General features: G+C 63.8%; 32 protein-coding genes and 1 riboswitch. Of the genes, 30 read left to right on the top strand and 2 right to left on the bottom strand.

Annotated elements, in window-relative coordinates:
• Positions 1-65: 65 nt before the first annotated feature.
• Positions 66-1,808 carry an ABC transporter ATP-binding protein/permease gene (locus P9220_RS05485; RefSeq protein WP_309763923.1) on the bottom strand — a complete coding sequence of 581 codons (1,743 nt, stop codon included), beginning with the start codon at positions 1,806-1,808 and terminating at the stop codon, positions 66-68.
• A gap of 262 nt (positions 1,809-2,070) precedes the next feature.
• A riboswitch (TPP riboswitch) is annotated at positions 2,071-2,193 on the top strand.
• Positions 2,194-2,360: 167 nt separating this feature from the next.
• On the opposite strand from P9220_RS05485, the gene P9220_RS05490 reads away from it, so the two are divergent.
• The 29 genes from P9220_RS05490 (at position 2,361) to tatC (ending at position 23,776) form a co-directional block, all read left to right on the top strand.
• Positions 2,361-3,497 carry an FAD-dependent oxidoreductase gene (locus P9220_RS05490; RefSeq protein ID WP_309763924.1) on the top strand — a complete coding sequence of 379 codons (1,137 nt, stop codon included), beginning with the start codon at positions 2,361-2,363 and terminating at the stop codon, positions 3,495-3,497.
• 19 nt (positions 3,498-3,516) lie between these two features.
• Positions 3,517-3,714, top strand: a complete 198-nt coding sequence (gene thiS / locus P9220_RS05495) for a sulfur carrier protein ThiS (protein WP_309763925.1) — start codon at positions 3,517-3,519, stop codon at positions 3,712-3,714.
• 21 nt (positions 3,715-3,735) lie between these two features.
• Positions 3,736-4,545 (top strand): thiazole synthase, encoded by an 810-nt coding sequence (locus tag P9220_RS05500; protein ID WP_309763926.1) that lies wholly within the window; start codon positions 3,736-3,738, stop codon positions 4,543-4,545.
• A complete protein-coding gene (gene thiE / locus P9220_RS05505) occupies positions 4,542-5,627 on the top strand; it encodes a thiamine phosphate synthase (protein ID WP_309763927.1) in 1,086 nt (361 codons plus the stop codon). The genes P9220_RS05500 and thiE overlap by 4 nt, the downstream gene beginning before the upstream one ends.
• Positions 5,628-5,713: 86 nt before the next feature.
• Complete coding sequence (locus P9220_RS05510) at positions 5,714-6,541, top strand: ABC transporter ATP-binding protein (RefSeq protein ID WP_309763928.1); 828 nt, start codon at positions 5,714-5,716, stop codon at positions 6,539-6,541.
• On the top strand, positions 6,538-7,305 hold the full coding sequence (mlaE, locus tag P9220_RS05515; RefSeq protein ID WP_309763929.1) for a lipid asymmetry maintenance ABC transporter permease subunit MlaE: 768 nt from the start codon (positions 6,538-6,540) through the stop codon (positions 7,303-7,305). The genes P9220_RS05510 and mlaE overlap by 4 nt, the downstream gene beginning before the upstream one ends.
• A gap of 93 nt (positions 7,306-7,398) precedes the next feature.
• Positions 7,399-7,980 carry an outer membrane lipid asymmetry maintenance protein MlaD gene (gene mlaD / locus P9220_RS05520; protein ID WP_309763930.1) on the top strand — a complete coding sequence of 194 codons (582 nt, stop codon included), beginning with the start codon at positions 7,399-7,401 and terminating at the stop codon, positions 7,978-7,980.
• Between the two features lie 10 nt (positions 7,981-7,990).
• Positions 7,991-8,944: a VacJ family lipoprotein gene (locus tag P9220_RS05525; RefSeq protein WP_309763931.1), complete on the top strand. Its 954-nt coding sequence runs from the start codon at positions 7,991-7,993 to the stop codon at positions 8,942-8,944.
• 123 nt (positions 8,945-9,067) lie between these two features.
• The gene (locus P9220_RS05530) at positions 9,068-9,700 is read left to right on the top strand and encodes an ABC transporter substrate-binding protein (RefSeq protein WP_309763932.1); all 633 of its coding nucleotides are present in this window, start codon (positions 9,068-9,070) and stop codon (positions 9,698-9,700) included.
• Entirely contained in the window at positions 9,697-9,984 is a 288-nt protein-coding gene (locus tag P9220_RS05535) for an STAS domain-containing protein (RefSeq protein WP_309763933.1), read from the top strand. Before P9220_RS05530 ends, P9220_RS05535 begins: the two co-directional genes overlap by 4 nt.
• Positions 9,985-10,195: 211 nt before the next feature.
• Positions 10,196-11,122, top strand: coding sequence for an ABC transporter ATP-binding protein (locus tag P9220_RS05540; protein ID WP_309763934.1), 927 nt, complete (start codon positions 10,196-10,198; stop codon positions 11,120-11,122).
• Entirely contained in the window at positions 11,119-11,874 is a 756-nt protein-coding gene (locus P9220_RS05545) for an ABC transporter permease (RefSeq protein ID WP_309763935.1), read from the top strand. Before P9220_RS05540 ends, P9220_RS05545 begins: the two co-directional genes overlap by 4 nt.
• 19 nt (positions 11,875-11,893) lie before the next feature.
• A complete protein-coding gene (locus tag P9220_RS05550; RefSeq protein WP_035967676.1) occupies positions 11,894-12,133 on the top strand; it encodes a BolA family protein in 240 nt (79 codons plus the stop codon).
• 151 nt (positions 12,134-12,284) lie between these two features.
• On the top strand, positions 12,285-13,556 hold the full coding sequence (murA, locus tag P9220_RS05555; RefSeq protein ID WP_309763936.1) for a UDP-N-acetylglucosamine 1-carboxyvinyltransferase: 1,272 nt from the start codon (positions 12,285-12,287) through the stop codon (positions 13,554-13,556).
• Positions 13,553-14,245, top strand: a complete 693-nt coding sequence (gene hisG, locus P9220_RS05560) for an ATP phosphoribosyltransferase (RefSeq protein WP_309763937.1) — start codon at positions 13,553-13,555, stop codon at positions 14,243-14,245. Before murA ends, hisG begins: the two co-directional genes overlap by 4 nt.
• 43 nt (positions 14,246-14,288) lie before the next feature.
• Complete coding sequence (gene hisD / locus P9220_RS05565) at positions 14,289-15,611, top strand: histidinol dehydrogenase (RefSeq protein ID WP_309763938.1); 1,323 nt, start codon at positions 14,289-14,291, stop codon at positions 15,609-15,611.
• 50 nt (positions 15,612-15,661) lie between these two features.
• Entirely contained in the window at positions 15,662-16,738 is a 1,077-nt protein-coding gene (gene hisC / locus P9220_RS05570; RefSeq protein WP_309763939.1) for a histidinol-phosphate transaminase, read from the top strand.
• A gap of 16 nt (positions 16,739-16,754) precedes the next feature.
• Positions 16,755-17,342 (top strand): imidazoleglycerol-phosphate dehydratase HisB, encoded by a 588-nt coding sequence (hisB, locus tag P9220_RS05575; protein ID WP_035967682.1) that lies wholly within the window; start codon positions 16,755-16,757, stop codon positions 17,340-17,342.
• A gap of 54 nt (positions 17,343-17,396) precedes the next feature.
• Complete coding sequence (locus tag P9220_RS05580; RefSeq protein ID WP_309763940.1) at positions 17,397-18,017, top strand: YchE family NAAT transporter; 621 nt, start codon at positions 17,397-17,399, stop codon at positions 18,015-18,017.
• Positions 18,014-18,655 carry an imidazole glycerol phosphate synthase subunit HisH gene (gene hisH / locus P9220_RS05585; RefSeq protein ID WP_309763941.1) on the top strand — a complete coding sequence of 214 codons (642 nt, stop codon included), beginning with the start codon at positions 18,014-18,016 and terminating at the stop codon, positions 18,653-18,655. The genes P9220_RS05580 and hisH overlap by 4 nt, the downstream gene beginning before the upstream one ends.
• A gap of 128 nt (positions 18,656-18,783) precedes the next feature.
• The gene (hisA, locus tag P9220_RS05590) at positions 18,784-19,536 is read left to right on the top strand and encodes a 1-(5-phosphoribosyl)-5-[(5-phosphoribosylamino)methylideneamino]imidazole-4-carboxamide isomerase (RefSeq protein WP_035967687.1); all 753 of its coding nucleotides are present in this window, start codon (positions 18,784-18,786) and stop codon (positions 19,534-19,536) included.
• 89 nt (positions 19,537-19,625) lie between these two features.
• Positions 19,626-20,399, top strand: a complete 774-nt coding sequence (gene hisF, locus P9220_RS05595) for an imidazole glycerol phosphate synthase subunit HisF (protein WP_309763942.1) — start codon at positions 19,626-19,628, stop codon at positions 20,397-20,399.
• A 2-nt stretch (positions 20,400-20,401) separates the two neighbouring features.
• Positions 20,402-20,806 (top strand): phosphoribosyl-AMP cyclohydrolase, encoded by a 405-nt coding sequence (gene hisI, locus P9220_RS05600; RefSeq protein WP_404980366.1) that lies wholly within the window; start codon positions 20,402-20,404, stop codon positions 20,804-20,806.
• Positions 20,803-21,171 (top strand): phosphoribosyl-ATP diphosphatase, encoded by a 369-nt coding sequence (locus P9220_RS05605; protein ID WP_309763943.1) that lies wholly within the window; start codon positions 20,803-20,805, stop codon positions 21,169-21,171. Before hisI ends, P9220_RS05605 begins: the two co-directional genes overlap by 4 nt.
• A 42-nt stretch (positions 21,172-21,213) precedes the next feature.
• Entirely contained in the window at positions 21,214-21,606 is a 393-nt protein-coding gene (locus P9220_RS05610; RefSeq protein WP_309763944.1) for a hypothetical protein, read from the top strand.
• A 34-nt stretch (positions 21,607-21,640) separates the two neighbouring features.
• Positions 21,641-22,003 (top strand): histidine triad nucleotide-binding protein, encoded by a 363-nt coding sequence (locus P9220_RS05615; protein ID WP_309763945.1) that lies wholly within the window; start codon positions 21,641-21,643, stop codon positions 22,001-22,003.
• A gap of 154 nt (positions 22,004-22,157) precedes the next feature.
• A complete protein-coding gene (gene tatA / locus P9220_RS05620; protein ID WP_244793922.1) occupies positions 22,158-22,391 on the top strand; it encodes a Sec-independent protein translocase subunit TatA in 234 nt (77 codons plus the stop codon).
• A gap of 36 nt (positions 22,392-22,427) precedes the next feature.
• Complete coding sequence (gene tatB / locus P9220_RS05625) at positions 22,428-22,955, top strand: Sec-independent protein translocase protein TatB (RefSeq protein WP_309763946.1); 528 nt, start codon at positions 22,428-22,430, stop codon at positions 22,953-22,955.
• 44 nt (positions 22,956-22,999) lie between these two features.
• Complete coding sequence (gene tatC / locus P9220_RS05630; RefSeq protein ID WP_309763947.1) at positions 23,000-23,776, top strand: twin-arginine translocase subunit TatC; 777 nt, start codon at positions 23,000-23,002, stop codon at positions 23,774-23,776.
• Positions 23,777-23,881: 105 nt separating this feature from the next.
• On the opposite strand, the gene P9220_RS05635 is transcribed toward tatC, so the two are convergent.
• The gene (locus tag P9220_RS05635; protein WP_309763948.1) at positions 23,882-25,099 is read right to left on the bottom strand and encodes a Do family serine endopeptidase; all 1,218 of its coding nucleotides are present in this window, start codon (positions 25,097-25,099) and stop codon (positions 23,882-23,884) included.
• A gap of 20 nt (positions 25,100-25,119) precedes the next feature.
• Between P9220_RS05635 and P9220_RS05640 the strand changes: the two genes are divergently transcribed.
• Positions 25,120-25,866: a Nif3-like dinuclear metal center hexameric protein gene (locus tag P9220_RS05640; RefSeq protein ID WP_309763949.1), complete on the top strand. Its 747-nt coding sequence runs from the start codon at positions 25,120-25,122 to the stop codon at positions 25,864-25,866.
• The last annotated feature ends 198 nt before the right edge of the window (positions 25,867-26,064 follow it).

Here is a 26,064-nt window from a genome sequence, read left to right on the forward strand (position 1 = left end):
CAAATCAGAAAAACCGCACCTGCAATCGCGGGCGGATGCGGCATTCCCAACCCACCGACGCAGCGTCAAGCCTCCACCATCGCCCTCTCGATCTCGATCCGGTAATCATGAAACAGCGCCACCGATTCCCGGTGCGCGACGCTCAGAATCGCGGCCTTCGGCAGCCGATCGACGAGCGTGTTGTAGATATGCAGTTCGTTGTCCGCATCGAGCGCGCTGGTGGCTTCGTCGAGGAACACGAAATCCGGCTTGTGCAAGAGCACGCGCGCCGCGGCGAGCCGTTGCTGTTCGCCCGGCGACAGGCTCCGCGCCCAGTGCCCGCTCTCTTCCAGCCGATCCCCATATGCCTCGAGGTTGCACGCGCGCAGCACTTCGCGCGATTCCTCGTCGGTGAACGTGCCGCCCGGCGACGGATATGCCAGCGCCGCGCGCAGCGTGCCGATCGGCAGATAGCTTTGCTGCGGGACGAACATCATCTTCGCGTCGACGGGGGCGTCGATCGTGCCGTCGCCGAACGGCCAAAGGCCCGCGAGCGCGCGCATCAGCGTGCTCTTGCCCGACCCGGACGGCCCCACGACGAGCCATCGCGATCCCGGCTCCACCGATACATCCGCCACCCGCGACAGCGGCGTGCCGTTCGGCAACGCGAGCAGCAGGCCGGTCGTCGTCAAGGCTTCCGTGCTCGTGTAATGCAGATTGATGCCGCCGCGTTCCGTCGCGGGCGAGTTCTCCTCGCGGATGTGCGTCGAGCGCATCACGCGCTTGAATTCGCGCAGACGGTTGACGGTTGCGCGCCATTCGACCAGCGTCGAATAACTGTTGATGAACCACGAGAACGAATCGCTCACGGTGCCGAATGCCGACGATATCTGCATCAGCACGCCGAAGGAAAACGCGCCCGCGAAGTAGCGCGGCGCGGCCACCATGATCGGAAAAATGATCGCGATCTGGCCATAAAAACTCAGCACGAAGGTCATGCGCTTCGTGTACTTCATGATGAGCCACCAGTTATCGCGGATGCGCTGGAAGATGCTCTTCGCATTCGCGGTTTCGGTGGCGATGCCGTCGTAAAACGCGATCTGCTCGGCGTTCTCGCGCACGCGGATCAGCCCGAAACGGAAGTCCGCTTCCACCTTCTGCTGCTGATAATTGATCGACACGAGCGGATGCCCGACCTTCTGAATGATCAGCGAGCCGAGAATCGCATACAGCGCCGCCGCCCAGACCATATAGCCCGGAATCACGATGGGCGTGCCGCCGAGCGTCAGCGTCAGCGCGCCAGCGAGGGTCCAGAGGATGGTGATGAAGGTGACGAGCGTGACGAGCGTCGAAAGCAGATCGAGCGACAGCGTGAGCGTGGTCGTCGCGAACGATTGCAGGTCGTCGCTGATACGCTGGTCGGGGTTGTCGGCGAGACGGTCGCGCTCGATACGATAGAACGCGCGGTCGCCGAGCCATTGCTCGAGAAACCGGTTCGTGAGCCATTGCCGCCAGCGGAACGCGAGCATCTGGCGCAGATAGCGTCCGTAGACGGCGAGCAGAATATAAGCAAATGCAAGCCCGGTGAAGATCAGCAGCAGATGCGGAAAGTCGCGGACATTCTTGTTCTGCAGCGCGTTATAGAAGTCCGCGTTCCAGCTGTTGAGCCGCACGTTGATCCACACGACCGTCATGTTGATCGCGATGATCGCGACGAGCAGCCCCCACGCCACGCCTCGTTCTTCGGATATCCAGTACGGTTTGATGAGACTCCACGCCGAGACTTCGTCCGCCTTCTGTTGCGTGCTTTCCGGGTTTGAGTTGGCCATGACCTTTCTGCTTGTGCGCCGGCTTGCCGGCGGGTTGACACATGTCGCTGCGGGATCGGGCTGCCGCGATGTCGCGTGCAGCCCGATCCCAGCCTCGCAGATTGTTGAGACGTTCCCTTAACTGCCACTTAATACGGTGCGATCGTTCGATGAACTGCGTTCGGGGCATTGTGCCAGAGTGACGCAGCCGGCGATCAGGCGGCCAAGCGCGCGCGGGCAATCCCGGTTTGCAGCGGCTTCGGCTTTTATGCTCTAATGACTTCCGGCGAAACAGGGGTGCTTCGTGCGCGAGCGGTATCGAAAGTATCGAGCGCGGCGAGGCTGAGAGAGACCCTTTGCACCCGATCCGGGTAATACCGGCGAGGGAAGTTTCCGGAGAACGCGCGACTCCCGCGCCTTCCTCCAGTTTCTTCCAGTCCTCCTTTCCGCTCGGTGCGTCGTTCTCGCGCCGGGCCGGTCTCTCCGCTGTTTCGTCCTTGTTCGCGTGGATTCGCCTACGGCCGCTTCGTTGCGATGCGAAGACGCGTCCGTCGCCAAAGGAGACATCGGATAGTGATTAGCATCGATCAGACCGCAGCGAAGCCCGACTTCGCCGTGATCGGCGGCGGGCTCGTCGGACGGCTCGTCGCGTGGCAACTCGCGGGCGCGGGACACGGCGTTGCGCTGTACGAGCGCGGCGACGAGTCGGGCGCGCAGTCGGCAGCGTGGGTCGCCGCCGCGATGCTCGCGCCGCTCGCCGAAGCCACGAGCGCCGAGCCGCTGGTCGTCGAACTCGGCGCGGCGTCGCTCGCGCGATGGCCGGATCTCCTCGCGGCGCTGCCCGAGCCGGTCTTCTTCCAGCGCAACGGGACGCTCGTCGTCTGGCATGGCGCGGATCGCGCGGAAGCGCCGCTGTTCGAGCGCCGCTTGCGGGCGAACGCGCCCGCCGAATTGCTCGATGGCGGTTTCGTGAAGCTCGCCGGCGCGCAGGTCGCGAAGGCCGAACCCGCACTCGGCACGCGTTTCGCGCAGGGCTGGCTCCTGCCGCACGAAGGCCAGCTCGACAACCGTCAGGCGCTCGCGGCGCTCGCTGCGGGGCTGGCGGCGCGTGGCGTGCAGACGCACTGGAACACGCCCGTCGATGCGATGCCCGACGCGCGCTGGATCATCGATTGCCGCGGACTCGGCGGTAAGCCCGCGTGGCCCGCGCTGCGCGGTATCCGCGGCGAAGTGGCGCGCGTGCATGCGCCGGGCATCGGATTGACGCGGCCGGTCCGGCTGCTGCATCCGCGCTATCCGCTCTACATCGCGCCCAAAGAGAACGACCTCTACGTGATCGGCGCGACCGAAGTCGAAGGCGAGGACATGTCGCCCGTCAGCGTGCGATCGGCGCTTGAACTGCTGAGTGCCGCGTTCGCGGTTCATCCGGGATTCGGCGAGGCGCGCATTCTCGAACTGAACTCGCAATGCCGGCCGACGCTGCCGGATCATCGCCCGGCTATCGCGTGGGACGGGGCGCAGATCGTGCGCGTGAACGGGCTGTATCGGCACGGCTTCATGATCGCGCCCGAAGTCGCGGATTCCGCCTGCGCGCTCGCGGATGCGCTCGTCGGCGGAACCGTGCGCGACGCCGCCTCCTTCGACGACTTCCGCCGCCAGGCGCTATGGTCCGAGCTGCTGCACGGCGCCTTCGAGACGGCGACCGCGTGACCGAGATCAGAGAGAACGCATGAACATCCACATCAATCAGCGCGAGTTCACGTTGCCCGACACGGCGACCGTCACCGACGCGCTCGCCGCTTTCGGTGCGAAGCCGCCGTTCGCCGTCGCGCTGAACGGCCAGTTCGTCGCGCGTGGCGAGCACGGCACGAAGACGCTTTCCACGGGCGACAAGCTCGACATCGTTTCGCCCGTCGCGGGCGGCTGAGCGCATCACCAGAGGACGATCATGACCACACATCCCGCCGCCGATACCCTGACGCTGTACGGCCAGTCGTTTCCGAGCCGCGTGCTGCTCGGCACGTCGCGCTATCCGTCGCTGCAGTCGCTATCGGACTCCATCGACGCCGCGCGTCCCGGCATGGTGACCGTCGCGCTGCGCCGGCAGTCGGAGACCGGCGAGGCCGGCTTCTTCGACGTGCTCAAGCGCCACGGCGTCGCGCTGCTGCCGAACACGGCGGGCTGCCAGAGCGTCGATGAAGTGCTGACCACCGCGTACATGGCGCGTGAAGTGTTCGATACGCCGTGGATCAAGCTGGAACTGATCGGCGACGACTACACGCTGCAGCCGGACCCGATCGGTCTCGTCGAAGCCGCGGCAAAGCTTGTGCGCGACGGCTTCAAGGTGCTGCCGTACTGCACCGAAGACCTCGTGATCGGCCGGCGTCTGCTCGATGCCGGCTGCGAGGCGTTGATGCCGTGGGGCGCGCCCATCGGTACGGGCAAGGGCGTGACCAATCCGTATGGCTTGCGCACGCTGCGCGAGCGCTTGCCGGATGTGCCGCTGATCGTCGATGCCGGTCTCGGCGTGCCGTCGCATGCGTGTCAGGTGATGGAGTGGGGCTTCGACGGCGTGCTGCTGAATACAGCGGTCTCGCAGGCTACGTATCCGCCGCAGATGGCGCGCGCGTTCGCGATGGGCGTCGAGGCGGGACGCACGGCGTTTCTCGCCGGACCGATGGCCGAGCGCGACAGCGCGCACGCGAGCACGCCGGTCGTCGGCATGCCGTTCTGGCACCAGGACGGAGGTGCGGCATGAGCCTGCTCGGACGCGAAGTCTTCTGGCCGCCGGCGGACGAACTGGTCGAAGTTGCCGAGCGCATCCGCGCGCGACTGGGCGACTGGCCCGCCGCCGCGACCCGCTGGCGCATCTGTCTGACGCCGCCTGAATCGCCGGGTGCGCAGGATTTGGCCGTGTTCGCGGAAGCACATGACGTCGACGTCGAATCGCTCGAAGCGGGCGGCGCGGCGGTCGTGCAAGCGCACGGCGAACGCGTGACGCTCACGCGCGGCGGCGACCGCTTCGTGCTCGAAGGCGCGCGCTCCGACGACTGGCTCGCCGCGCTCGCTGCGTTTCTCGACTGCAACTTCGAACCGCACGATGCGCTCGTTCTCGCGCTCGCGTGGCGCAGCGGCGACGAGGCAAAGGCCGACGCATGGCCCGTCGATTTCGCGACGTTTCCGCGCGTCGGCGATCTGCCGCCCGCGCCGCAACCGGCGTTTCCCTCGTGCCCCGACAAGCTGGGGCTGTATCCCGTGCTGCCGAGCGCCGAATGGACGGAGCGCGTGCTCGACCTCGGCGTCGTCACCGCACAGTTGCGCCGCAAGAGCAACGACGCTGGCGACCTCGAGCGCGAGATCGAGCGTTCGGTCGCGGCGGGCCGGCGGCATCAGGCGCGGCTTTTCATCAACGATCACTGGCGCGCGGCGATTGCGGCGGGCGCATACGGCGTCCACCTCGGGCAGGAAGACGTGCAGACCGCCGATTTGAACGCAATCGCGCGGGGGGGATTGCGGCTCGGCCTTTCGACGCACGGCTATTACGAGATGCTGCGCGCGCTGCATTTCCGCCCGAGTTATCTGGCGCTCGGCGCCGTATTCCCGACGACGACCAAAGTGATGCCGACGAAGCCGCAAGGCCTCGCGCGCCTTCGCCGCTACGTGCAGTTGCTCGATGGCCGCGTGCCGCTCGTCGCGATCGGCGGTATCGACGGTCAGGTGATCGCCGACGTGCTCGCCACGGGCGTCGGCAGCGCGGCGGTCGTGCGTGCGGTCACGGAAGCGTCGGATACGGCTGCGGCGGTATCGTCGCTGCAACAGAAGTTTGCAAGTCAATGCTGACAGTTCTTAAAAAGCAAGGAGTGACGGCCTAGGGCGAAGCACCGATTGCACGCAGGCCCTATAATGCGGCGTTTTGCGTCAACGGAATGTCTTACCCAGTGCCAGCCTCTTCAGAGACTCTGCTAGAGCTTCGCGACGTCGACTTCGGTTACGGCGACCGGCTCGTCCTGTCGAACCTGAACATGCGATTCACGCGTGGGCAGGTGGTCGCGGTCATGGGCGGCTCCGGCTGCGGAAAAACCACGACGCTGCGGCTGGTCGGCGGTCTCGTCAGGGCGAGCCGCGGCCAAGTGCTGTACGGCGGCCAGGACGTCGGCGCGCAGACGCGCGACGGCCTCTACGCGCTGCGCCGCAAGATGGGCATGCTCTTTCAATTCGGCGCGCTGTTCACGGACCAGACCGTGTTCGAGAACGTCGCGTTCCCGCTGCGGGAGCACACCGATCTGCCGGAAGAACTCATCCGCGATCTCGTGCTGATGAAGCTGAACGCGGTCGGCTTGCGCGGCGCGCGCGATCTCGCGCCGTCGGAAATCTCGGGCGGCATGGCGCGTCGCGTCGCGCTTGCCCGCGCCATCGCGCTCGACCCCGAACTGATGATGTACGACGAGCCGTTCGCCGGTCTCGATCCCATCTCTCTCGGCATCACCGCCAAGCTGATCCGCACGATCAACGACGCGCTCGGCGCGACCTCCATCCTCGTCACGCACGACGTGCCCGAATCGTTTGCCATCGCGGATTACGTGTACTTCATCGCCAACGGCGGGATTCACGCGGAAGGCACGCCGGACCAGTTGCGCGCGTCGCAAGACCCGACGGTGCGCCAGTTCATCGACGGCACGCCGGACGGTCCTTTCAAGTTCCACTACGCGAGCCAGCCGCTCGCGGCGGATTTCGGCATCGGAGGCAAGGCATGATCAGCGCACTCGGACGCTGGGTGCTCGACGGCTTCGGCACCGCCGGCTACGCGACGCGCATGCTTGTGCGCCTCGTGCTCGAATTCTTCCCGCTGTTGCGCCGCCCGCGGCTTGTCACGAAACAGATCCATTTCGTCGGCAATTATTCGCTTGTCATCATCGCGGTGTCGGGCTTGTTCGTCGGCTTCGTGCTCGGGCTGCAGGGCTATTACACGCTGAATCGCTACGGCTCCGAGCAGGCGCTCGGGCTGCTCGTCGCGCTGTCGCTCGTGCGCGAGCTCGGGCCGGTCGTCACCGCGCTGCTGTTCGCGGGGCGCGCGGGCACGTCGCTCACCGCCGAAATCGGCTTGATGAAAGCGGGCGAGCAGCTAACGGCGATGGAAATGATGGCCGTCGACCCCATGAAAGTGGTGGTCGCGCCGCGCATGTGGGCGGGCATCATCGCCATGCCGGTGCTCGCGGCCATCTTTAGCGCGGTCGGCGTAATCGGCGGCTATGTGGTCGGCGTGCTGCTGATCGGCGTGGATTCCGGCGCGTTCTGGTCACAGATGCAAGGCGGCGTGGACGTGTGGCGCGATGTGGGCAACGGCGTCGTGAAAAGCGTCGTGTTCGGTTTCGCGGTGACGTTCATCGCGTTGTTCCAGGGCTACGAAGCCCGGCCGACGCCCGAAGGCGTCTCGCGCGCGACGACCAAGACGGTCGTGTACGCGTCGCTCGCGGTGCTCGGCCTCGATTTCCTGCTGACCGCGTTGATGTTCAGCTGATGGACCGGGCGCGAACGTCCGCTACGGCGTGGGCGTTGTGAAGGGCACAGACCGTCACGCGCGTTCCGCGACAAGATTTTCTTTGGAAAGACGATGAAAAAGACTGCTCTCGACTTTTGGGTCGGCCTCTTCGTGGTGCTCGGTTTCGTGGCGCTGCTGTTCCTCGCGCTGAAGGCCGGCAACATGAGTTCCCTGTCGTTCCAGCAAACCTATGCGGTGCGGCTCAAGTTCGACAACATCGGCGGGCTCAAGCCGCGCGCGCCCGTGAAAAGCGCGGGCGTGACGGTCGGGCGCGTCGGCTCGATCGGCTTCGATGCGAACACGTACCAGGCGGTCGTGACCATCGATATCGACAAGCAATATCAGTTTCCAAAGGACTCGTCCGCGAAGATCCTGACCTCCGGCCTGCTCGGCGAGCAGTACATCGGCCTGGAGCCGGGCGGTGACGACCAGATGCTCAAGAATGGCGACACGCTCACGATGACGCAATCGGCAGTCGTGCTTGAAAACCTGATCGGTCAATTCCTCTACAACAAGGCTGCGGATTCCGGCGCGTCGAAGTCGGCTGCACCGGCCGCGGCTGCGCCGGCGTTCCCGGGAGCGGCAAGCGCGATGGGCGCTGCGCCTGCACCGGCGGCATCGGCGGCGGGTGCGGCGTCGGACGCCGCCCAATAAGGAGAATCGTATGTACGCGATGGGGCTGCGGCGCGTGCTTGTCTCGGCGGCGGCGGTAACGCTCGCCGGCTGTGCGACGGTGACGACGCCGACCAAAGGCGATCCGTTCGAAAGCTACAACCGCACGATGTTCACGATCAACGACAAGGTCGATCAGGTCGCGCTGAAACCGGTTGCAAAGGCATACGTGTGGGCAGTTCCGGAGCCGGTGCGCAACAGCGTGACCAACTTCTTCTCGAATATCGGCGACGTCTACATCGCGGCGAACAACCTGATGCAGCTGAAGATCGCGGACGGTGTGTCGGACATCATGCGCGTCGCGATCAACACGGTGTTCGGCGTCGGCGGTCTGTTCGACGTCGCGACCGTCGCGAAGCTGCCGAAGCATGCGGGCGACTTCGGCCTGACGCTCGGGCATTACGGCGTGCCGCCCGGGCCGTACGTCGTGTTGCCGTTGCTTGGCCCGAGCACCGTGCGCGACACGAGCGGGCTCGTCGTCGACTATTTCGGCAATCCGCTCAGCTACGTCAGTCCGGATTCGGTGAGCTGGGCGCTGTACGGTGTGAATCTCGTTAATGTGCGAGCGAATTTGCTCGGCGCAACGGATGTCCTCGCGGACGCCGCGCTCGACAAGTACTCGTTCGTGCGTAACGCCTATTTGCAGCGACGCCAGTATCTGATCGGCGAAAGCATGGGCGCCGACGCGGATGCCGCACCGCCCGACTACGACGAAGCGCCGCTGCCGAGCTACGCCGAGCCGGACGGCACGGCAGGCGCCGTTGGCGCTGCCGGCGCGTCGGCGACGGCCGTTGCGCCTGCAGGGGCTGCGTCGGGCGCGGCTCCTGCTTCGGAAACCGCTGCGGCGCCGAACGCGGCCAGTTCGACGGGCAACACGACGGTGCCGGGCAATCAGTATGTCCCGCCGCGTGCTCCGCCGGGCTTCCCTTCGTTCCGCTTGCGCTAGGTGTATCGACGCTAACGCGCGGTAACAAAACCGACAGCATTTTTTACAGCTTGAGCTGCGTGTTCACTGAACTACGGTCACGTGAACGCGCTCAAACCCAAGCCACTTTTTGCAGGAACTGCGATGAAAAAACTCTTTTTGCTTCCCTTGTTTGCCATGTTCATGGCGTTCTGCGGCGCGGCCTCGGCGCAGACCGTCGATACCAACTCGCCCGACGGCATGATCAAGACCGTGACGCAGCAGGTTCTCGATCAGATCAAGACCGACCCGCAACTTCAGTCGGGCAACATTCAGCGCATCACCGAACTCGTCAACCAGAAGATCCTGCCGTACACGGACTTCACGCGCACGACGCGTCTCGTGATGGGCCGCAACTGGAATTCGGCCACGCCGGAACAGCAAAAGCAGATCGTCGAGCAATTCAAGATGCTGTTGATCCGCACGTACTCGGGCGCGCTCGGCCAAGTTCGCAACCAGACCATTCAGTACAAGCCGTTCCGGGCATCGCCGGAAGATACGGATGTCGTCGTTCGCTCCGTCGTGATGAACAACGGTTCGCCGGTGGAGCTGGACTATCGCCTGTACAAGACGCCCCAAGGCTGGCGCGTGTATGACATCAACGTGCTCGGCGCATGGCTGATCCAGGCATACCAGCAGCAGTTCAGCGAGCAGATTTCGCAGCACGGCGTCGATGGCCTGCTGCAGTTCCTGACGCAGCGTAACCAGCAACTGGCGAACGGCAAGGCTTCGTCGTGAGTTCACCCGGCACCGGCGGCCGTTTCCAGACGGCCGCAACGCTGACCCACGAGAGCGCAAAGTCCGCGCTCGAGTCGGGTCTTTCGCGCATCGCCGCGGGCGCGACGGAAGTCGATTGCGCGCCGTTGCGGCAGTTCGATTCGTCCGCGCTCGCCGTGCTGCTCGCATGGCAGCGCGCGGCCACCGCACGCGGCGCCGCGCTCGGTATCGTCAACACTCCCTCCGGGCTTGCCAGTCTCGCGCAAGCCTATGGCGTCGACACGCTGCTTACCTTCCGACATTGATCCTGTACTGACTTTCTTCAGGCGCGGCGGCGCGCTCATCGGGCGCCATTTCCGCCGCAAACAGGATCGTTCCGACGTCGGGTCAATCGGCTTTGCCCTATAATCAAACGTTTTTTCGGGCCGACACCCGGCTCCTTCCGAGCGAGCCCCGGTCCCGTCAAGCAACAAATCCGCCAATCGAGGCGCGGCCGCTGATGCACGCGCACTGTCAATGTCAGCCATAGAAATCCGAAACGTCAGGAAGCGCTACAAGGACCTCCAGGCGCTCAAGGGCGTGAGCCTCACGGTGGAAGAGGGCGAATTCTTCGGCCTGCTCGGGCCGAACGGCGCGGGCAAAACCACGTTGATCAGCATTCTCGCCGGGCTCGCGCGTGCCGACAGCGGCACGATCGCCGTGCGCGGCCATGATGTCGTCAGCGATTTCCGCGCGGCTCGGCGCGCGCTCGGCGTCGTTCCGCAGGAACTCGTGTTCGACCCGTTCTTCACGGTCCGCGAGTCTTTGCGCATTCAGTCCGGCTATTTCGGCTTGCGTAACAACGACGACTGGATCGACGAGGTCATGGCGAATCTCGATCTCACCGAAAAGGCCGATGTCAACACGCGCGCGCTGTCGGGCGGCATGAAGCGCCGCGTGCTGGTCGCGCAGGCGCTGGTGCATCGGCCGCCCGTGATCGTGCTGGACGAGCCGACGGCCGGCGTCGATGTCGAGTTGCGTCAAACGTTGTGGAAATTCATCTCGCGTCTGAACCGCGAAGGCCACACGATCGTTCTGACCACGCATTACCTCGAAGAAGCGGAATCGCTGTGCGACCGCCTCGCGATGCTTCGCCGCGGCGAAGTGGTCGCGCTGGAGCGCACGAGCACGCTGCTGCAGCGTTTCTCCGGCATGCAGCTCTATCTGCGTTTCTCGAGCGGCGTGTTGCCGGCCGAACTGCGTTCGCTGGAAGTCGATCCGCATGCCGTGGGAGGCGCGCAACATTTGCTGCGCCTGTCGAGCTACGACGAAGTCGAGCCGATTCTCGCAAAGTGCCGCGCGGCCGGTTGCACGTTCGATGAAATCGAAGTGCGCAAGGCCGATCTCGAAGATGTGTTCGTGCAGGTCATGAACGAGCCCGAAGTCGTCGAGGGCCTGTCATGAGCGGCTTTCGCACGTTGTTCTACAAGGAGCTGCTGCGCTTCTGGAAAGTGTCGTTCCAGACGGTGCTCGCGCCCATCGTGACCGCGCTGCTTTACCTGACCATCTTCGGCCACGCGCTGTCGGGCCACGTGCAGGTTTATCCTGGCGTCGGCTATACCAGCTTTCTCGTGCCGGGTCTCGTGATGATGAGCGTGCTGCAGAACGCGTTCGCGAACAGCTCGTCGTCGCTGATTCAATCGAAGATCACCGGCAATCTCGTCTTCGTGCTCCTGCCGCCCATCGCGCATTGGGAAATGTTCTTTGCATATGTGCTCGCGTCGGTCGTGCGCGGGTTGTGCGTCGGACTGGGCGTGTTCATCGTGACGATATGGTTCATCCCGATGTCTTTTTCCGCGCCGTTCTACATCATTGCGTTCGCGATGCTCGGTTCGGCGATCCTCGGCACGCTCGGCCTCATCGCCGGCATCTGGGCCGACAAGTTCGATCAGCTGGCCGCGTTCCAGAACTTCCTGATCATGCCGCTCACGTTTCTCTCCGGCGTGTTTTATTCAACGCATACGCTGCCGCCGGTGTGGCGCGCGGTGTCGCATCTAAACCCGTTCTTTTACATGATCGACGGTTTTCGCTACGGCTTCTTCGGCCTTTCCGATGTCAACCCGCTGGTGAGTCTCGGCATCGTCGGCGGCTTTCTGGCCGTGCTGGCGCTGATCGCCGTGCGTCTGCTCGCGAGTGGCTACAAGCTGCGTCACTAACTCATCTCAAGGACACGTTATGTTGCCGACTCCGGAGCAAGTGAAGGATTACATCGCTGGCGGCTTGCAGTGCCAGCATCTCGAAGTGGAAGGCGACGGTCAGCACTTCTTCGCGACGATCGTGAGCGATGCGTTCGTCGGCAAGCGGCTGATCGCGCGTCATCAACTGGTGTATGCAGCGCTCGGCGAGCGCATGCGCGAGGAGATTCATGCGCTCAGCATGAAGACCCTCACTCCCGACGAATGGAAATCGGCCTGATCCATCCGGCGAATCCAGGCAGGCCACAGTCACTCTCAGCAATACCGCAACACCCGGCATCACCCGGCAGGAAACAGTGCGAATCATTCAAGATAACCGCGGCGCCGAATCTGGCTCCGCAGCAGGACGCTCGGTCGAAGGACAAGCAACCATGGACAAACTGGTCATCACAGGGGGCGCGAAGCTCTCCGGCGAAATCACCGTATCGGGCGCGAAGAACGCGGCTTTGCCGATTCTGTGCGCGAGCCTTCTCACCGCCGAGGACGTCCAGCTGTCGAACGTTCCGAATCTGAAGGACGTGCGCACGACGCTCGAACTTCTGCGTCAGATGGGCGTGCAGTCGCAGGCGCTGAACGACGGTTGCGTGACGCTGAACGCATCGAAGGTCGACCAGCTCGTCGCGCCGTATGAGATGGTCAAGACCATGCGCGCGTCGATCCTCGTGCTCGGGCCGCTCGTCGCGCGTTTCGGCGAAGCGAAGGTGTCGCTGCCGGGCGGCTGCGCAATCGGCGCGCGTCCGGTCGACCAGCACATCAAGGGTCTGCAGGCGATGGGCGCCGAAATTAACATCGAGCACGGCTTCATCGAGGCGCGGGCGAAGCGGTTGAAGGGCGCGCGCATCATCACCGACATGATTACCGTCACCGGCACCGAAAACCTGCTGATGGCGGCGGTGCTCGCCGATGGCCAGACGGTCATCGAGAACGCGGCGCGCGAGCCCGAAGTCAGCGACCTGGCGAATCTGCTCGTCGCGATGGGCGCGAAGATCGACGGCATCGGCACCGACCGGCTGGTGATTCAGGGCGTCGAAAAGCTGCACGGCGCGAAGCATGCCGTGGTGCCGGACCGCATCGAAGCGGGCACTTTCCTGTGCGCGGTTGCTGCCGCCGGCGGCGATGTCACGCTGCGTCGCGTCACCCCGTCGCTGCTCGATGCGGTCACCGCAAAGCTGCGCGAGGCGGGCGTGTCGATCGAGGAAGGTGACGACTGGATGCGCGTTCGCATGGACAAGCGTCCGGACGCCGTGAACATTCGCACGTCCGAATACCCCGCGTTCCCGACCGACATGCAGGCGCAGTTCATGGCGCTCAACGCGATTGCAAACGGCACGTCGCAAGTCGTCGAGACCATTTTCGAGAATCGCTTCATGCACGTGCAGGAGCTGAATCGTCTGGGCGCGCGCATCACGATCGACGGCAACACGGCCCTTGTCGCCGGCGTCGAGCAACTGTCGGGCGCCAAGGTAATGGCCACCGATCTGCGCGCGTCGGCGAGTCTCGTGATCGCGGCGATGTGCGCGGACGGGGAAACGCTGATCGACCGCATCTACCATCTGGATCGCGGGTACGACCGCATGGAGTCGAAACTGACGGCCGTGGGCGCGAACGTTCGCCGCATCAAGGGCACCGGGAGCGAGCAATGAGTTCGCTGCCGCAGACATCGGCGTCGGTCGGCGCGAGCGCGCCCCTCACGCTCGCATTGTCGAAAGGGCGTATCTTCGAGGAAACGGTGCCGCTGCTCGCGGCAGCCGGCGTGCAGGTGGCCGAAGATCCGGAAAGCTCGCGCAAGCTGATTCTGCCGACGACCAATCCGAACCTGCGCGTCATCATCGTGCGCGCGACCGATGTCCCGACGTACGTCGAATACGGCGCGGCGGACTTCGGCGTGGCGGGCAAGGACGTGCTGATCGAACACGGCGGCAGCGGGCTGTATCAGCCGGTCGATCTCGATATCGCGCGCTGCCGGATGTCGGTCGCGGTCAAGGCCGGTTTCGACTACGCGAGCGCGGTGCGCCAGGGCGCGCGCCTGCGGGTTGCGACGAAGTACACGCAGACGGCGCGCGAGCACTTCGCCGCGAAGGGCGTGCACGTCGATCTGATCAAGCTGTACGGGTCGATGGAGCTCGCGCCGCTCGTCGGCCTGGCGGATGCGATCGTCGATCTGGTCAGTTCGGGCGGCACGCTGCGCGCCAACAATCTGGTCGAGGTCGAAGAGATCATGCAGATTTCGTCGCGCCTCGTCGTGAATCAGGCGGCGCTGAAGCTGAAGCGCGCGGCGCTCAAGCCGTATCTCGATGCGTTCGAGCGCGCCTCGGCAGGAACGAACAACTAGGGCGGCCGCATCGCGCGGTGCGCCACAGCACACGGAAACCAGCATGTCTATCAAGATTCGTAAGCTCGATTCCAGCACCGCCGGTTTTCAGAAGGCGCTGCGCGCGGTTCTCGCGTTCGAAGCGAGCGAGGACGAAGCCATCGAGCGCGCCGTCGCGCAGATTCTCGCGGACGTGAAATCGCGCGGCGACGCCGCCGTGCTCGAGTACACGAATAAGTTCGATCGCCTGAAAGCGGACAGCGTCGCGGCGCTGGAACTGCCTGCTTCGGAGATGGAAGCCGCGCTCGAAGGGCTCGAACCGAAGCGCCGCGCGGCGCTCGAAGCGGCGGCGGCGCGCGTGCGTGGCTATCACGAGAAGCAGCGCATCGAATGCGGAAGCCATAGCTGGCAATACACGGAAGCCGACGGCACCGTGCTCGGCCAGAAGGTCACGCCGCTCGATCGCGCCGGTATTTACGTGCCGGGCGGCAAGGCGGCGTATCCGTCGTCGGTGCTGATGAATGCGATTCCGGCGCGCGTCGCGGGCGTCAAGGAAATCGTGATGGTCGTGCCGACGCCCGACGGCGTGAAGAATCCGCTCGTGCTCGCGGCTGCGCTGCTCGGCGGTGTGGACCGCGTGTTCACGATCGGCGGCGCGCAGGCGGTCGGCGCGCTCGCGTACGGTACGGAATCCGTGCCGGCCGTCGACAAGATTTGCGGGCCGGGCAACGCGTATGTCGCGTCGGCGAAGCGGCGGGTGTTCGGGACCGTGGGCATCGACATGATCGCGGGTCCGTCCGAAATTCTCGTGATCTGCGACGCCACCACCGACCCGCGCTGGGTCGCAATGGATCTGTTCTCGCAAGCCGAGCACGACGAGCTCGCGCAATCCATTCTGCTGTGCCCCGATGCGGCGTTCATTCAGCGCGTGGAAGACGCGATCGTCGAGTTGCTGCCCGCGATGCCGCGCCGCGACGTGATTCAGCGGTCGCTCGAGGATCGCGGCGCGCTCATCAAGGTGAAGGACATGGCCGAGGCGTGCGCGATCGCCAACGACATCGCGCCGGAGCACCTGGAAATCTCCGCGCTCGATCCGCATCAGTGGGCCGCGCAGATTCACAACGCCGGTGCGATGTTCCTCGGCCGTTACACGAGCGAAAGTCTCGGCGATTACTGCGCCGGGCCGAATCACGTGCTGCCGACTTCGCGGACTGCGCGTTTCTCGTCGCCGCTCGGCGTCTACGACTTCATGAAGCGTTCGAGCGTGATCGAAGTGAGCGCGGACGGGGCGCAGACCCTCGGAGAAATCGCGGCGGAACTGGCTTACGGCGAAGGCTTGCAGGCGCATGCGAAGAGCGCCGAATACCGAATGAAAAACCTCGGCTGAACCTTGCCGGTCCTATCGAACGAGGCGGCCCGAGAGCCGCCGGCGGCATCATGACGACACCACAAGACATCATTCGTCCCGACATCCTCGCGATGACGAGCTATCCGGTGCCCGATTCGTCGGGCCTCATCAAGCTCGACGCGATGGAGAATCCGTACACGCTTCCCGCCGATCTCGCGGAGCGCCTCGGCGCGCATCTCGCGAGCGTCGCGCTGAATCGCTATCCGGCGCCGCGTCCCGCGCATCTGCTCGCGAAGCTCAAGCGGACGATGCACGTGCCCGACGCCTGCGACGTGCTCCTCGGCAACGGCTCGGACGAACTGATCAGCATGATGTCGGTGGCGTGCGCGAGGCCGGGCGCGAAAGTCGTCGCGCCGGTGCCGGGTTTCGTCATGTATCAGATGTCGGCGGCGTTCGCGGGAATGGAGTTCGTCGGCGTGCCGCTCAACGCGGACTTCACGCTCGATGCGAACGCGCTCATCGCCGCCATCGAAGAACACGCCCCGGCGCTCGTCTATCTCGCGTATCCGAACAATCCGACCGGCACGCTCTACAGCGACGCCGACTTGGAACGCGTGATCGCGGCGGCAGGCCGGAGTCTCGTCGTGATCGACGAAGCGTATCAGCCGTTCGCGGAGAAGACGTGGATGCCCCGCGCGGCCGAGTTTGACAATGTCGTCGTGATGCGCACGGTGTCGAAGCTCGGGCTGGCGGGCATTCGCCTGGGCTACATGGCCGGGCGGCCCGAGTGGATCACGCAGTTCGACAAGGTGCGTCCGCCGTACAACATCAACGTGCTCACGCAAGCCACTGCCGATTTCCTGCTCGATCACCTCGATGTGCTCGACGCGCAGGCGGCTGCGCTGCGAGAAGCGCGCACGGAACTCGCACGCGAAGTGGCCGCATTGCCGGGCATGACGGTCTATCCGAGCGCGGGCAACTTTCTGCTCGTGCGCGTGCCGGACGCCGCGCTCGCATTCGAAACGCTTCTGACGTCGCGGGTTTTGATCAAAAACGTGGGTAAAATGCACCCATTGCTTTCAAATTGCGTGCGATTGACGGTCGGAACCGCAGAAGAAAACGCGCACATGGTCGCCGCACTCAAGAAGCTCTCCACTTTCGATTAAGTCTCAAGGAAACACCATGCGCATTGCGGAAGTCGTTCGCAACACCAGCGAAACGCAGATCCGTGTGAAGCTCGATCTGGACGGCGCCGGCAAGCAGAAGCTCGCCACCGGCGTGCCGTTCCTCGATCACATGCTCGATCAGATCGCCCGTCACGGCCTGTTCGACCTCGAAATCGAAGCGCATGGCGACCTCCATATCGACGATCACCATACCGTCGAGGACACCGGCATCACGCTTGGGCAAGCTGTGGCGAAGGCCATCGGCGACCGCAAGGGAATCCGCCGCTACGGGCACTCGTACGTGCCGCTGGACGAAGCGCTCTCGCGCGTGGTCATCGACTTCTCAGGGCGGCCGGGGCTCGAATTCAACGTGCCGTTCACGCGGGCGCGCATCGGCAATTTCGATGTCGACCTCACCATCGAATTTTTCCGTGGCTTCGTGAATCATGCCGGCGTGACGCTGCATATCGACAACCTGCGCGGCATCAACGCGCACCATCAGGTCGAGACCGTGTTCAAGGCCTTCGGCCGCGCGCTTCGCATGGCCGTCGAACTCGACGAACGTGCGGCGGGGCAGATTCCATCGACCAAAGGCAGTCTCTGAACGCTGCATGCCGGTTCGGCGCGACCTCGCGTTCAACCCGGCTGGCCATCCGCGATGGATCTTTTCAAGTCGTTCATATCCTTGCTCGCGCTGATCAACCCGATCGGCGCGATACCGTTTTTTCTCAGCCTCACCGCGCAGCAGTCGGATGTGGAGAAGCGCAACACCATCCGCGTCGCGTGCATTTCGGTGTTCTGCGTGATCGCCGTGACCGCGCTGCTCGGACAGCAGATCATCGCGTTCTTCGGCATTTCGGTCGGATCGTTTGAAGTCGGCGGCGGCATCATCATGTTGCTGATGGCGATCAGCATGCTGAACGCGCAAGTCGGCAACGCGCGCTCGACGCCCGAAGAACGCATGGAAGCCGAGGAGCGCAACAGCATCGCCGTCGTGCCGCTCGCCATTCCGCTGCTGACCGGGCCGGGATCGATCAGCACGGTGATCGTCTACGCCGCCAACGCGCAGCACTGGTACGACCGCTTCGGGCTCGTCGTGCTGGGCGCGATCATCGCGGCGCTGTGCTTCGGCGCGCTGAATCTGGCCGAGCCGATTGCGCGCTGGGTCGGACGGACCGGCATCAATATCGGCACGCGTCTGATGGGATTGATGTTGTCGGCGCTGGCGGTGGAGTTCATCGTCGACGGATTGAAGGCCCTGTTGCCTACTTTGAAATGAAAACTTCAATTGCGATTGTTGATTACGGAATGGGCAACCTGCGCTCGGTGTATCAGGCGCTGAAGAAGGCCGCGCCGGACGCCGACGTGGCGATCGTCGACCAGCCGCAAGCCATTCATGCGGCCGATCGCATCGTGTTGCCGGGCCAGGGCGCCATGCGCGACTGCATGGCGCATCTCGGCGCATCGGGGCTGCAGGAAGCGGTGATGCAGGCGTCGCGCGAGAAGCCGATGCTCGGCGTCTGCGTCGGCGAGCAGATGCTTTTCGACTGGAGCGAGGAAGGCGATACGAAGGGTCTCGGGCTCTTTCCCGGCAAGGTGCTGCGCTTTCATCTGGAAGGCCGCGTGCAGGACGACGGCTCGCGCTTCAAGGTGCCGCAGATGGGCTGGAATCGCGTGCGTCAGACGCAGGCGCATCCGGTGTGGGACGGCATCGCGGATGGCGCGTTCTTCTACTTCGTGCACAGCTACCACGTAGTGCCCGACAATCCGGCGCATACGTCGGGCGAAACCGTCTACGGCGATGCCTTCACGTCCGCAGTCGCGCGCGACAACATCTTCGCGACGCAGTTTCACCCTGAAAAAAGCGCGGACGCGGGGCTGAGGCTGTATCGAAACTTCGTGCACTGGAATCCGTGAGACCTACCGCACGTTAGCCGTCCGGCCTATGCCGGCGGCCGACAGGATGCTGCAAGACTTGTACTACACTAGCGAGACGGCCCGGGCGGCCGTTCTCATCAATTTCATCCAGACACTACGCGATACCTATGCTGCTCATTCCGGCCATCGATCTTAAAGACGGTCAGTGCGTGCGCCTCAAGCAGGGCGATATGGACCAGGCGACCATTTTCTCGGAGGATCCGGCGGCGATGGCCCGGCATTGGGTCGACAAGGGCGCGCGCAGGCTGCACCTCGTCGATCTGAACGGGGCATTCGCGGGCAAGCCGAGAAACGGCGACGCCATCCGCGCGATCATCGAAGAAGTGGGCAGCGAGATCCCGGTGCAACTGGGCGGCGGCATTCGCGATCTGAACACGATCGAACGTTATCTGGACGATGGCCTCTCGTACGTGATCATCGGCACGGCGGCGGTGAAGAATCCCGGTTTCCTGCAGGACGCGTGCACCGCGTTCGCCGGGCACATCATCGTCGGCCTGGACGCGAAGGACGGCAAGGTCGCCACCGACGGCTGGAGCAAGCTGACCGGCCACGAAGTCGTGGACCTCGGCCGCAAGTTCGAGGACTACGGCTGCGAGTCCATCATCTATACCGACATCGGCCGCGACGGCATGCTTCAGGGCATCAACATCGACGCCACCGTGCGGCTCGCGCAAGCGGTAAAGATTCCGGTGATCGCGAGCGGCGGCTTGTCGAGCATCGCGGACATCGAGTCGCTGTGCGAAGTCGAGAGCGAAGGCATCGAAGGCGTGATTTGCGGGCGCGCGATCTACTCCGGCGATCTGGATTTCAACGCCGCGCAAACGCGCGCCGACGCGCTGCGAGAAGCGGACGACGCATAAATTCGGTGCTTCGCCTCTCGCGCGGACTTTGCAGCGCGCCGGGCGGCGCTGGCCGCCCTCACTTGTATCGAACCGGCAGTGGCAAGAACATGGCTCTCGCAAAACGCATCATCCCTTGTCTGGACGTAACCGCTGGGCGCGTCGTCAAGGGCGTCAACTTCGTGGAATTGCGCGACGCGGGCGATCCCGTCGAGATCGCGCGGCGCTATGACGATCAGGGTGCCGACGAACTCACGTTCCTCGACATCACCGCGACGTCCGATCAGCGCGATCTCATCCTGCCGATCATAGAGGCCGTCGCGTCGCAGGTCTTTATCCCGCTGACGGTCGGCGGCGGCGTGCGCGCGGTCGAGGACGTCCGGCGGCTGCTGAACGCGGGCGCGGACAAGATCAGCATGAATTCGTCTGCGGTGGCGAATCCGCAACTCGTGCGCGACGCGTCGGACAAGCATGGTTCGCAGTGCATCGTCGTCGCGATCGACGCGAAGCGCGTATCGGCGGAAGGCGAGCCGGCGCGCTGGGAAGTGTTCACGCACGGCGGCCGCAAGGCGACGGGCATCGGCGCCGTCGAATGGGCGCGCAAGATGGCCGCACTCGGCGCGGGCGAAATTCTGCTGACGAGCATGGATCGCGATGGCACGAAGGCCGGCTTCGATCTCGCGCTGACACGCGCCGTCTCGGACGCCGTGCCGGTCCCGGTGATCGCTTCGGGCGGCGTCGGCTCGCTGCAGCATCTGGCGGACGGTATCGTCGACGGTCACGCCGACGCGGTGCTCGCAGCGAGCATCTTCCACTATGGCGAGCACACGGTCGGTGAAGCGAAGCGCTTCATGGCCGGCCAGGGCATTTCGGTGAGGATCTGACTGTGACCGATCAAGCCAGCTGGCTGGACAGGGTGAAGTGGGACGCCAACGGGCTAGTCCCGGTTATTGCGCAAGAGGCGTCGACGAACGACGTCCTCATGTTCGCGTGGATGAATCGCGAGGCGCTTCTCAAGACCATCGAACTGAAACGCGCCGTGTATTTCTCGCGTTCGCGCCAGCGCTTGTGGTTCAAGGGCGAGGAATCGGGGCACGTACAGCTCGTCCATGACGTGCGTCTCGATTGCGACGAGGACGTCGTGCTGCTCAAAGTCGAGCAGGTTTCGGGCATTGCCTGTCACACGGGCCGCCACTCCTGTTTCTTCCAGAAATTCGAAGGAACGGCTGACAACGGCGAGTGGATCGCCGTCGAGCCGGTCCTGAAAGACCCAGAAAGCATCTATAAATGACGCAAGCCACCACGCTGGACACGCTGCTGCGCCTCGCCGCCGTCATCGACAGCCGCAAGGGCGGCGATCCGGAACAATCCTACGTTTCGCGACTCTTTCATAAAGGTGACGATGCGGTCCTGAAGAAGATCGGCGAGGAAGCGACGGAAGTCGTGCTCGCCGCAAAGGACGCGCGGCACGGCGGTGCGCCCAAGGCGCTCGTCGGCGAAGTCGCCGATTTGTGGTTCCACTGTCTCGTGATGCTGTCGCACTTCGACCTGAGCCCGGCCGACGTGGTCGCTGAACTTGAGCGGCGCGAAGGCTTGTCGGGTATCGAAGAGAAGGCGCTGCGCAAGTCGCGCGAGCGCGAGCGGAACGGCGGCTGACGAGGTTTCGCTCACTTTCTCGCGCACGCGTTGGAGGCAAGCATGAGAACGTCCGATCAGCCGTATCCGCCGACTGTATTCACCGACCCCGGCGAAGCGGAGCGCCTGCGCCGGCTGCGCACGCTGACCCACATCGTCTACGCGCTGTATGCGCTTTATTGGCTGACGGGCGGCTTGACCGTGCTCGTCGCGATCATCATCAACTACCTGAAGCGCGGCGATACGGTGGGCACGCCATACGAAGCGCACTTCACGTGGCAGATCCGCACGTTCTGGTGGGCGGTGCTCGGACACGTTATCGGCGCAGCGTTGCTGTTCGTCGGCATCGGCTTCGTCATCTTGTTTGCGGTCGGTATCTGGACCCTTTATCGCGTCATCAAGGGCTGGCTGTTCCTATACGAAAACAAAGCGATCGAACCGCGCGCGTGGTTCTGATCGGCAACGCCGGGTCTCCGGGCATTGGATATTCATGAGCCAAGACAACTGCATCTTCTGCAAGATCGCCTCGGGGCAGCTTCCGAGCACGAAGGTCTACGAAGACGACGAATTCGTCGCGTTCAACGACATCAATCCGGCGGCGCCGGTTCATGTGCTGGTCATCCCCCGCAAGCACATTGAAACACTTTCGGACTGCTCCGAAAGCGATGCGCCGTTGCTTGGTAGAATGGTGAGTCTCGTTGGCCGTCTGGCAAAAGACCTGGGCGTTTCCTACACAGGGGGCGACACCGGGTTCCGCACGGTCATCAACACCGGGCCGGGCGGCGGGCAGGAGGTGTATCACATTCATGCGCATCTCTTGGCCGGGGAGCGCCCTTGGCGGCGGATGGGCTGATACGGTTTCATCGGCGTGTCGGCTTTTCAACGCAATATTGGGCGCGGAAAATCGATATACGTAAGCTGAAGCGCCATCGCTTCGGCAGGGCCGCAGAGTCGGGCTTCCGTCGCGGAAAATGGCTTGGCGGTCGAACTAAGGAGAGTTTTCATTCATGGGTTCGTTGAGCATTTGGCATTGGTTGATCGTGTTGCTGATCGTGGCGCTCGTCTTCGGGACGAAGAAGTTGCGCAATATCGGCGGCGATCTGGGCGGCGCGGTGAAGGGCTTCAAGGAAGGCATGCGCGAAGGGGACAACCCCGCCTCGCCCGAACAACGTGAACTGCCGCGCAACGGCGCAGTGGACGTGGAAGCGAAGGACAAGACCCGTTCCGGCGACTACCGCTGATCGGGCCGCTGACCGCAACCATTCACTTCTTCGTCAATGCTCGATCTCGGTCTGACCAAAATGGCGCTCATCGGCGTCGTCGCGCTGGTGGTGCTCGGGCCGGAGCGGCTGCCCGGCGTGGCGCGCACGGCTGGTGCGCTCTTCGGCCGCGCGCAGCGATACATCAACGACGTGAAGTCGGAGGTGGCGCGCGAGATGGAGCTCGACGAGCTCAAAAAGATGCGCACGCAGTTCGAAACGGCGGCGTCGAACGTCGAGACGACGATTCACGACAATCTCAAGCGCCACGAATCGGAATTGAACGACGCCTGGAATCAGGGGACGTCGGTTTCACCGAGCATCGCGGGCGGTGAATCGCCGGCGGTGGACGACGGCGGTTCCGGCGAGCAATGGCCCGCCGCTACGCCAGCGCGGCTCAAGCGCAAGAACTGGCGTGTCAAGCAGAGCGCGGTTCCGAGCTGGTACAAGCGCACCACCGCGCGCCGCACGCGCGTGCAGTCGGGCGCGGCGCGCGTCGCGCGGCATACACCCGCCACCCTGCGGCGTCCGACCAAATTCTTCTGATACGGCCGCATTTCTTCCATCGATGACCCATACCGAGGGCCGGCGTGAGCGACCCGCAACAAAATAAAGACGAGCCCGTCGAAGAGACGTTCATTTCGCATCTGGTCGAACTGCGCGATCGCATCATCCGTGCGGGCGCCGCGGTCATCGTCGTATTCATTTCGCTCGTGTACTGGGCGCCCGATATCTTCAAGCTGCTCGCGCGACCGCTGATGCAGAACCTGCCGCGCGACGGCAAGATGATCGTCACGGACGTCACCGGCTCGTTCTTCGTGCCGATGAAAGTCACGATGCTCGTTGCGTTCGTCATTGCGCTGCCCATCGTGCTGTATCAGATCTGGGCGTTCGTCGCGCCCGGCCTGTATCAGCACGAGAAGAAGCTGGTCGGCCCGCTGGTTTTCAGCAGCTACACGCTGTTTCTTTGTGGAATGGCGTTCGCGTACTTCATCGTGTTCCCGACGATTTTCCGCGTGATGGCGCATTACAACGCGCCGCTCGGCGCCGAAATGACGACGGATATCGACAATTACCTGAGCTTCGTGCTGACGATGTTCATCGCGTTCGGCGTGACGTTCGAGGTGCCGATCGTCGTCGTGTTGCTTGCGCGCATGGGCGTAGTGTCGATTGCGAAGCTGAAGCAGATTCGCCCCTATGTGATCGTCGGCGCGTTCGTCATCTCGGCGGTGGTGACGCCGCCGGACGTGTTCTCGCAGCTGATTCTCGCAATTCCACTCGTCATTCTTTATGAGGCGGGGATCGTGGCGGCGCGTTTCGTTGTCGGCAAGGAATCGGTCAAGAGTGAGGAAGCAGCGGCGGACTAGTGCGGTCGCTCTGCGGCGGATTGTCGCGTCTCTGCTTCCGTCACACGTAAAAAAGGCAGATTCCGTTCAACGGAGCTGCCTTTTTCTGTTTCGGGCGCCGACGCATTACTCGTCGCCCTGATCGCCTTGATCCTCGTCGGGCATCTGCGGGGCGCGCGGCTGAGCGGGCCGCTTGCCGATGGTGACGCTGACGTCCAGTTCCCTGTTCTTGCGCATCAGGTGGACCTTTACCGCCGTGCCCGGCTTGATCTGCGCGACGACGTTGAGCAGGCGCGTGGTGTCGGTAATCGTGTCCTCGTTGATGCTGACCAGGATGTCGCCCGGCTTGATGCCCGCTCTGTCAGCAGGACCGCCTTGCAGCACGCCCGCGACAATCGCGCCCGACTTCTGGTCGAGCCCGAACGATTCCGCGATCTCCGGGGTGACGTCCTGTGGCTCGACGCCGATCCATCCGCGCGTGACCGTGCCCGTCGTGATGATGCTTTCGAGCACGCTGCGTGCCGTCGAAACGGGAATGGCGAAGCCGATGCCCAGCGAGCCGCCGCTTCGCGAATAAATTGCGGTGTTGATCCCGAGCAGGTTGCCGTCTACGTCGACGAGCGCACCGCCCGAATTGCCGGGGTTGATCGCCGCGTCGGTCTGGATGAAGTTTTCGAAGGTGTTGATGCCGAGGTGATTGCGCCCGAGCGCGCTGACGATGCCCATCGTTACCGTCTGACCGACGCCGAACGGATTGCCGATCGCCAGCACCACGTCGCCGACGTGCGCCTGATCCATCCGGCCGAGCGTGATCGTCGGCAGATTCGTCATGTTGATTTTCAGTACCGCGAGGTCGGTTTCAGGATCGACGCCGATCACCTTCGCGCTCGACGTGCGACCGTCCGCGAGCGCGACTTCGATCTGATCCGCACCGTCCACGACATGCTGGTTCGTTAGAATGTAGCCTTCCGAGCTGACGATCACCCCCGAGCCCAGATTCGATGCGGGCGGCTCGTCGCTCTTGCGCCGGTTCTTGTCGCCGAAGAAGTAGCGGAACAGCGGGTCTTTCGAGCGCGCGTCCGGCGGCAGATTGCCGTCCTTGCTGGAGAACACGTTGACGACCGCGGGCATGGCCTTTTGCGCGCCTTCGGCATAGGAAGACTGAAGCGGGCGCGAACCGATGCTCGGCGCCACTTCCTGCAGCGCGACGATCGGCTCGGCGAGTTGCTTGCCAAACTGGCCCTGACGTTGAAGCCACTGCGGTTTCAGGGTCGCGATGATAAACATCAGAGCCAAAAGCACGGTGACCGCTTGGGCAAAAAACAGCCAGAAGCGTCTAAGCATTTGAAGGGATAGAGGATTTCATGGATCGGATCGAACTCGAATTGTATCTGAACAATCTGCTGGAAATCGGCCGCTTCAAGGACTATTGCCCGAACGGCCTACAGGTCGAAGGGACTCGCCGTGTTCACAAAATCGCAACCGGCGTGACGGCGTCGCTGGCATTTCTCGAAGCCGCGCTGGACTGGGGCGCGGACACGGTGCTGGTTCATCATGGCTACTTCTGGCGCAACGAAGCGCCGCAGATAACGGGGCGAAAGCATCGGCGTCTGCGCACGCTGATCGCCAACGACGTCAATCTGTTCGCGTACCATCTTCCGCTCGATTCTCACCCGGAACTCGGCAACAACGCGCAACTGGGCGCACGGCTCGGTCTGATTGCGGATGGCCGTTTCGCCGATCAGGATCTCGGTTGGATCGCGCCGCTCACGATGCCGCTGTCGCTCGAGCATTTCACCGCGACCGTTGAAAATGCGCTCGGCCGAAAGCCGCTAGTATTCGGCGATTCGGACCGCGAACTGCGACGCGTCGCATGGTGCACCGGCGGCGCGCAGGGCTATTTGGAGCAAGCGGTTGCGGCCGGCGCGGATGTCTACGTGAGCGGCGAAGTCTCCGAGCAGACCATGCACATTGCGGCGGAGTCAGGCGTCGCGTACATCGCGGCGGGGCATCACGCCACTGAACGATATGGGGTGCAAGCGGTAGGCGCGCATCTGTCCGAGGAGTTCGATATCGAGCACTTGTTCATCGATATCGATAATCCGGTTTAATAGGCGTGCGGCCGATTTTGAAGGGCTGCGGGGCAGTCGGCTTCGGCTTAAAACATTGCTTCACGAGAACGTGCGAAAACGTGGGGAAAACCCGCAAGGCCTGTGACTTCGAGTGATTTTTACTGCGCGGGCCTTGTAAATGGCAACTCCATTCGCGCACACTAGCGGCGGAACACTGATGTGACGGTATAAATCCAA

This window comes from Caballeronia sp. LZ016, assembly GCF_031450805.1.
GTDB lineage: Bacteria > Pseudomonadota > Gammaproteobacteria > Burkholderiales > Burkholderiaceae > Caballeronia.

What these genes read in the sequence shown, in the direction of transcription:
- P9220_RS05615 (WP_309763945.1), top strand. Translation starts at nt 21,641, where the DNA reads ATGAGCCAAGACAACTGCATCTTCTGCAAGATCGCCTCGGGGCAGCTT.
- murA (WP_309763936.1), top strand. Translation starts at nt 12,285, where the DNA reads ATGGACAAACTGGTCATCACAGGGGGCGCGAAGCTCTCCGGCGAAATC.
- P9220_RS05635 (WP_309763948.1), bottom strand. Translation starts at nt 25,099, where the DNA reads ATGCTTAGACGCTTCTGGCTGTTTTTTGCCCAAGCGGTCACCGTGCTT.
- hisF (WP_309763942.1), top strand. Translation starts at nt 19,626, where the DNA reads ATGGCTCTCGCAAAACGCATCATCCCTTGTCTGGACGTAACCGCTGGG.
- P9220_RS05510 (WP_309763928.1), top strand. Translation starts at nt 5,714, where the DNA reads ATGTCTTACCCAGTGCCAGCCTCTTCAGAGACTCTGCTAGAGCTTCGC.
- hisC (WP_309763939.1), top strand. Translation starts at nt 15,662, where the DNA reads ATGACGACACCACAAGACATCATTCGTCCCGACATCCTCGCGATGACG.
- P9220_RS05530 (WP_309763932.1), top strand. Translation starts at nt 9,068, where the DNA reads ATGAAAAAACTCTTTTTGCTTCCCTTGTTTGCCATGTTCATGGCGTTC.
- thiS (WP_309763925.1), top strand. Translation starts at nt 3,517, where the DNA reads ATGAACATCCACATCAATCAGCGCGAGTTCACGTTGCCCGACACGGCG.
- tatA (WP_244793922.1), top strand. Translation starts at nt 22,158, where the DNA reads ATGGGTTCGTTGAGCATTTGGCATTGGTTGATCGTGTTGCTGATCGTG.
- P9220_RS05580 (WP_309763940.1), top strand. Translation starts at nt 17,397, where the DNA reads ATGGATCTTTTCAAGTCGTTCATATCCTTGCTCGCGCTGATCAACCCG.
- P9220_RS05485 (WP_309763923.1), bottom strand. Translation starts at nt 1,808, where the DNA reads ATGGCCAACTCAAACCCGGAAAGCACGCAACAGAAGGCGGACGAAGTC.
- mlaE (WP_309763929.1), top strand. Translation starts at nt 6,538, where the DNA reads ATGATCAGCGCACTCGGACGCTGGGTGCTCGACGGCTTCGGCACCGCC.
- hisD (WP_309763938.1), top strand. Translation starts at nt 14,289, where the DNA reads ATGTCTATCAAGATTCGTAAGCTCGATTCCAGCACCGCCGGTTTTCAG.
- P9220_RS05525 (WP_309763931.1), top strand. Translation starts at nt 7,991, where the DNA reads ATGTACGCGATGGGGCTGCGGCGCGTGCTTGTCTCGGCGGCGGCGGTA.
- hisA (WP_035967687.1), top strand. Translation starts at nt 18,784, where the DNA reads ATGCTGCTCATTCCGGCCATCGATCTTAAAGACGGTCAGTGCGTGCGC.
- P9220_RS05610 (WP_309763944.1), top strand. Translation starts at nt 21,214, where the DNA reads ATGAGAACGTCCGATCAGCCGTATCCGCCGACTGTATTCACCGACCCC.
- P9220_RS05550 (WP_035967676.1), top strand. Translation starts at nt 11,894, where the DNA reads ATGTTGCCGACTCCGGAGCAAGTGAAGGATTACATCGCTGGCGGCTTG.
- tatB (WP_309763946.1), top strand. Translation starts at nt 22,428, where the DNA reads ATGCTCGATCTCGGTCTGACCAAAATGGCGCTCATCGGCGTCGTCGCG.
- P9220_RS05640 (WP_309763949.1), top strand. Translation starts at nt 25,120, where the DNA reads ATGGATCGGATCGAACTCGAATTGTATCTGAACAATCTGCTGGAAATC.
- P9220_RS05545 (WP_309763935.1), top strand. Translation starts at nt 11,119, where the DNA reads ATGAGCGGCTTTCGCACGTTGTTCTACAAGGAGCTGCTGCGCTTCTGG.
- hisB (WP_035967682.1), top strand. Translation starts at nt 16,755, where the DNA reads ATGCGCATTGCGGAAGTCGTTCGCAACACCAGCGAAACGCAGATCCGT.
- P9220_RS05500 (WP_309763926.1), top strand. Translation starts at nt 3,736, where the DNA reads ATGACCACACATCCCGCCGCCGATACCCTGACGCTGTACGGCCAGTCG.
- mlaD (WP_309763930.1), top strand. Translation starts at nt 7,399, where the DNA reads ATGAAAAAGACTGCTCTCGACTTTTGGGTCGGCCTCTTCGTGGTGCTC.
- hisG (WP_309763937.1), top strand. Translation starts at nt 13,553, where the DNA reads ATGAGTTCGCTGCCGCAGACATCGGCGTCGGTCGGCGCGAGCGCGCCC.
- thiE (WP_309763927.1), top strand. Translation starts at nt 4,542, where the DNA reads ATGAGCCTGCTCGGACGCGAAGTCTTCTGGCCGCCGGCGGACGAACTG.
- hisH (WP_309763941.1), top strand. Translation starts at nt 18,014, where the DNA reads ATGAAAACTTCAATTGCGATTGTTGATTACGGAATGGGCAACCTGCGC.
- P9220_RS05605 (WP_309763943.1), top strand. Translation starts at nt 20,803, where the DNA reads ATGACGCAAGCCACCACGCTGGACACGCTGCTGCGCCTCGCCGCCGTC.
- P9220_RS05540 (WP_309763934.1), top strand. Translation starts at nt 10,196, where the DNA reads ATGTCAGCCATAGAAATCCGAAACGTCAGGAAGCGCTACAAGGACCTC.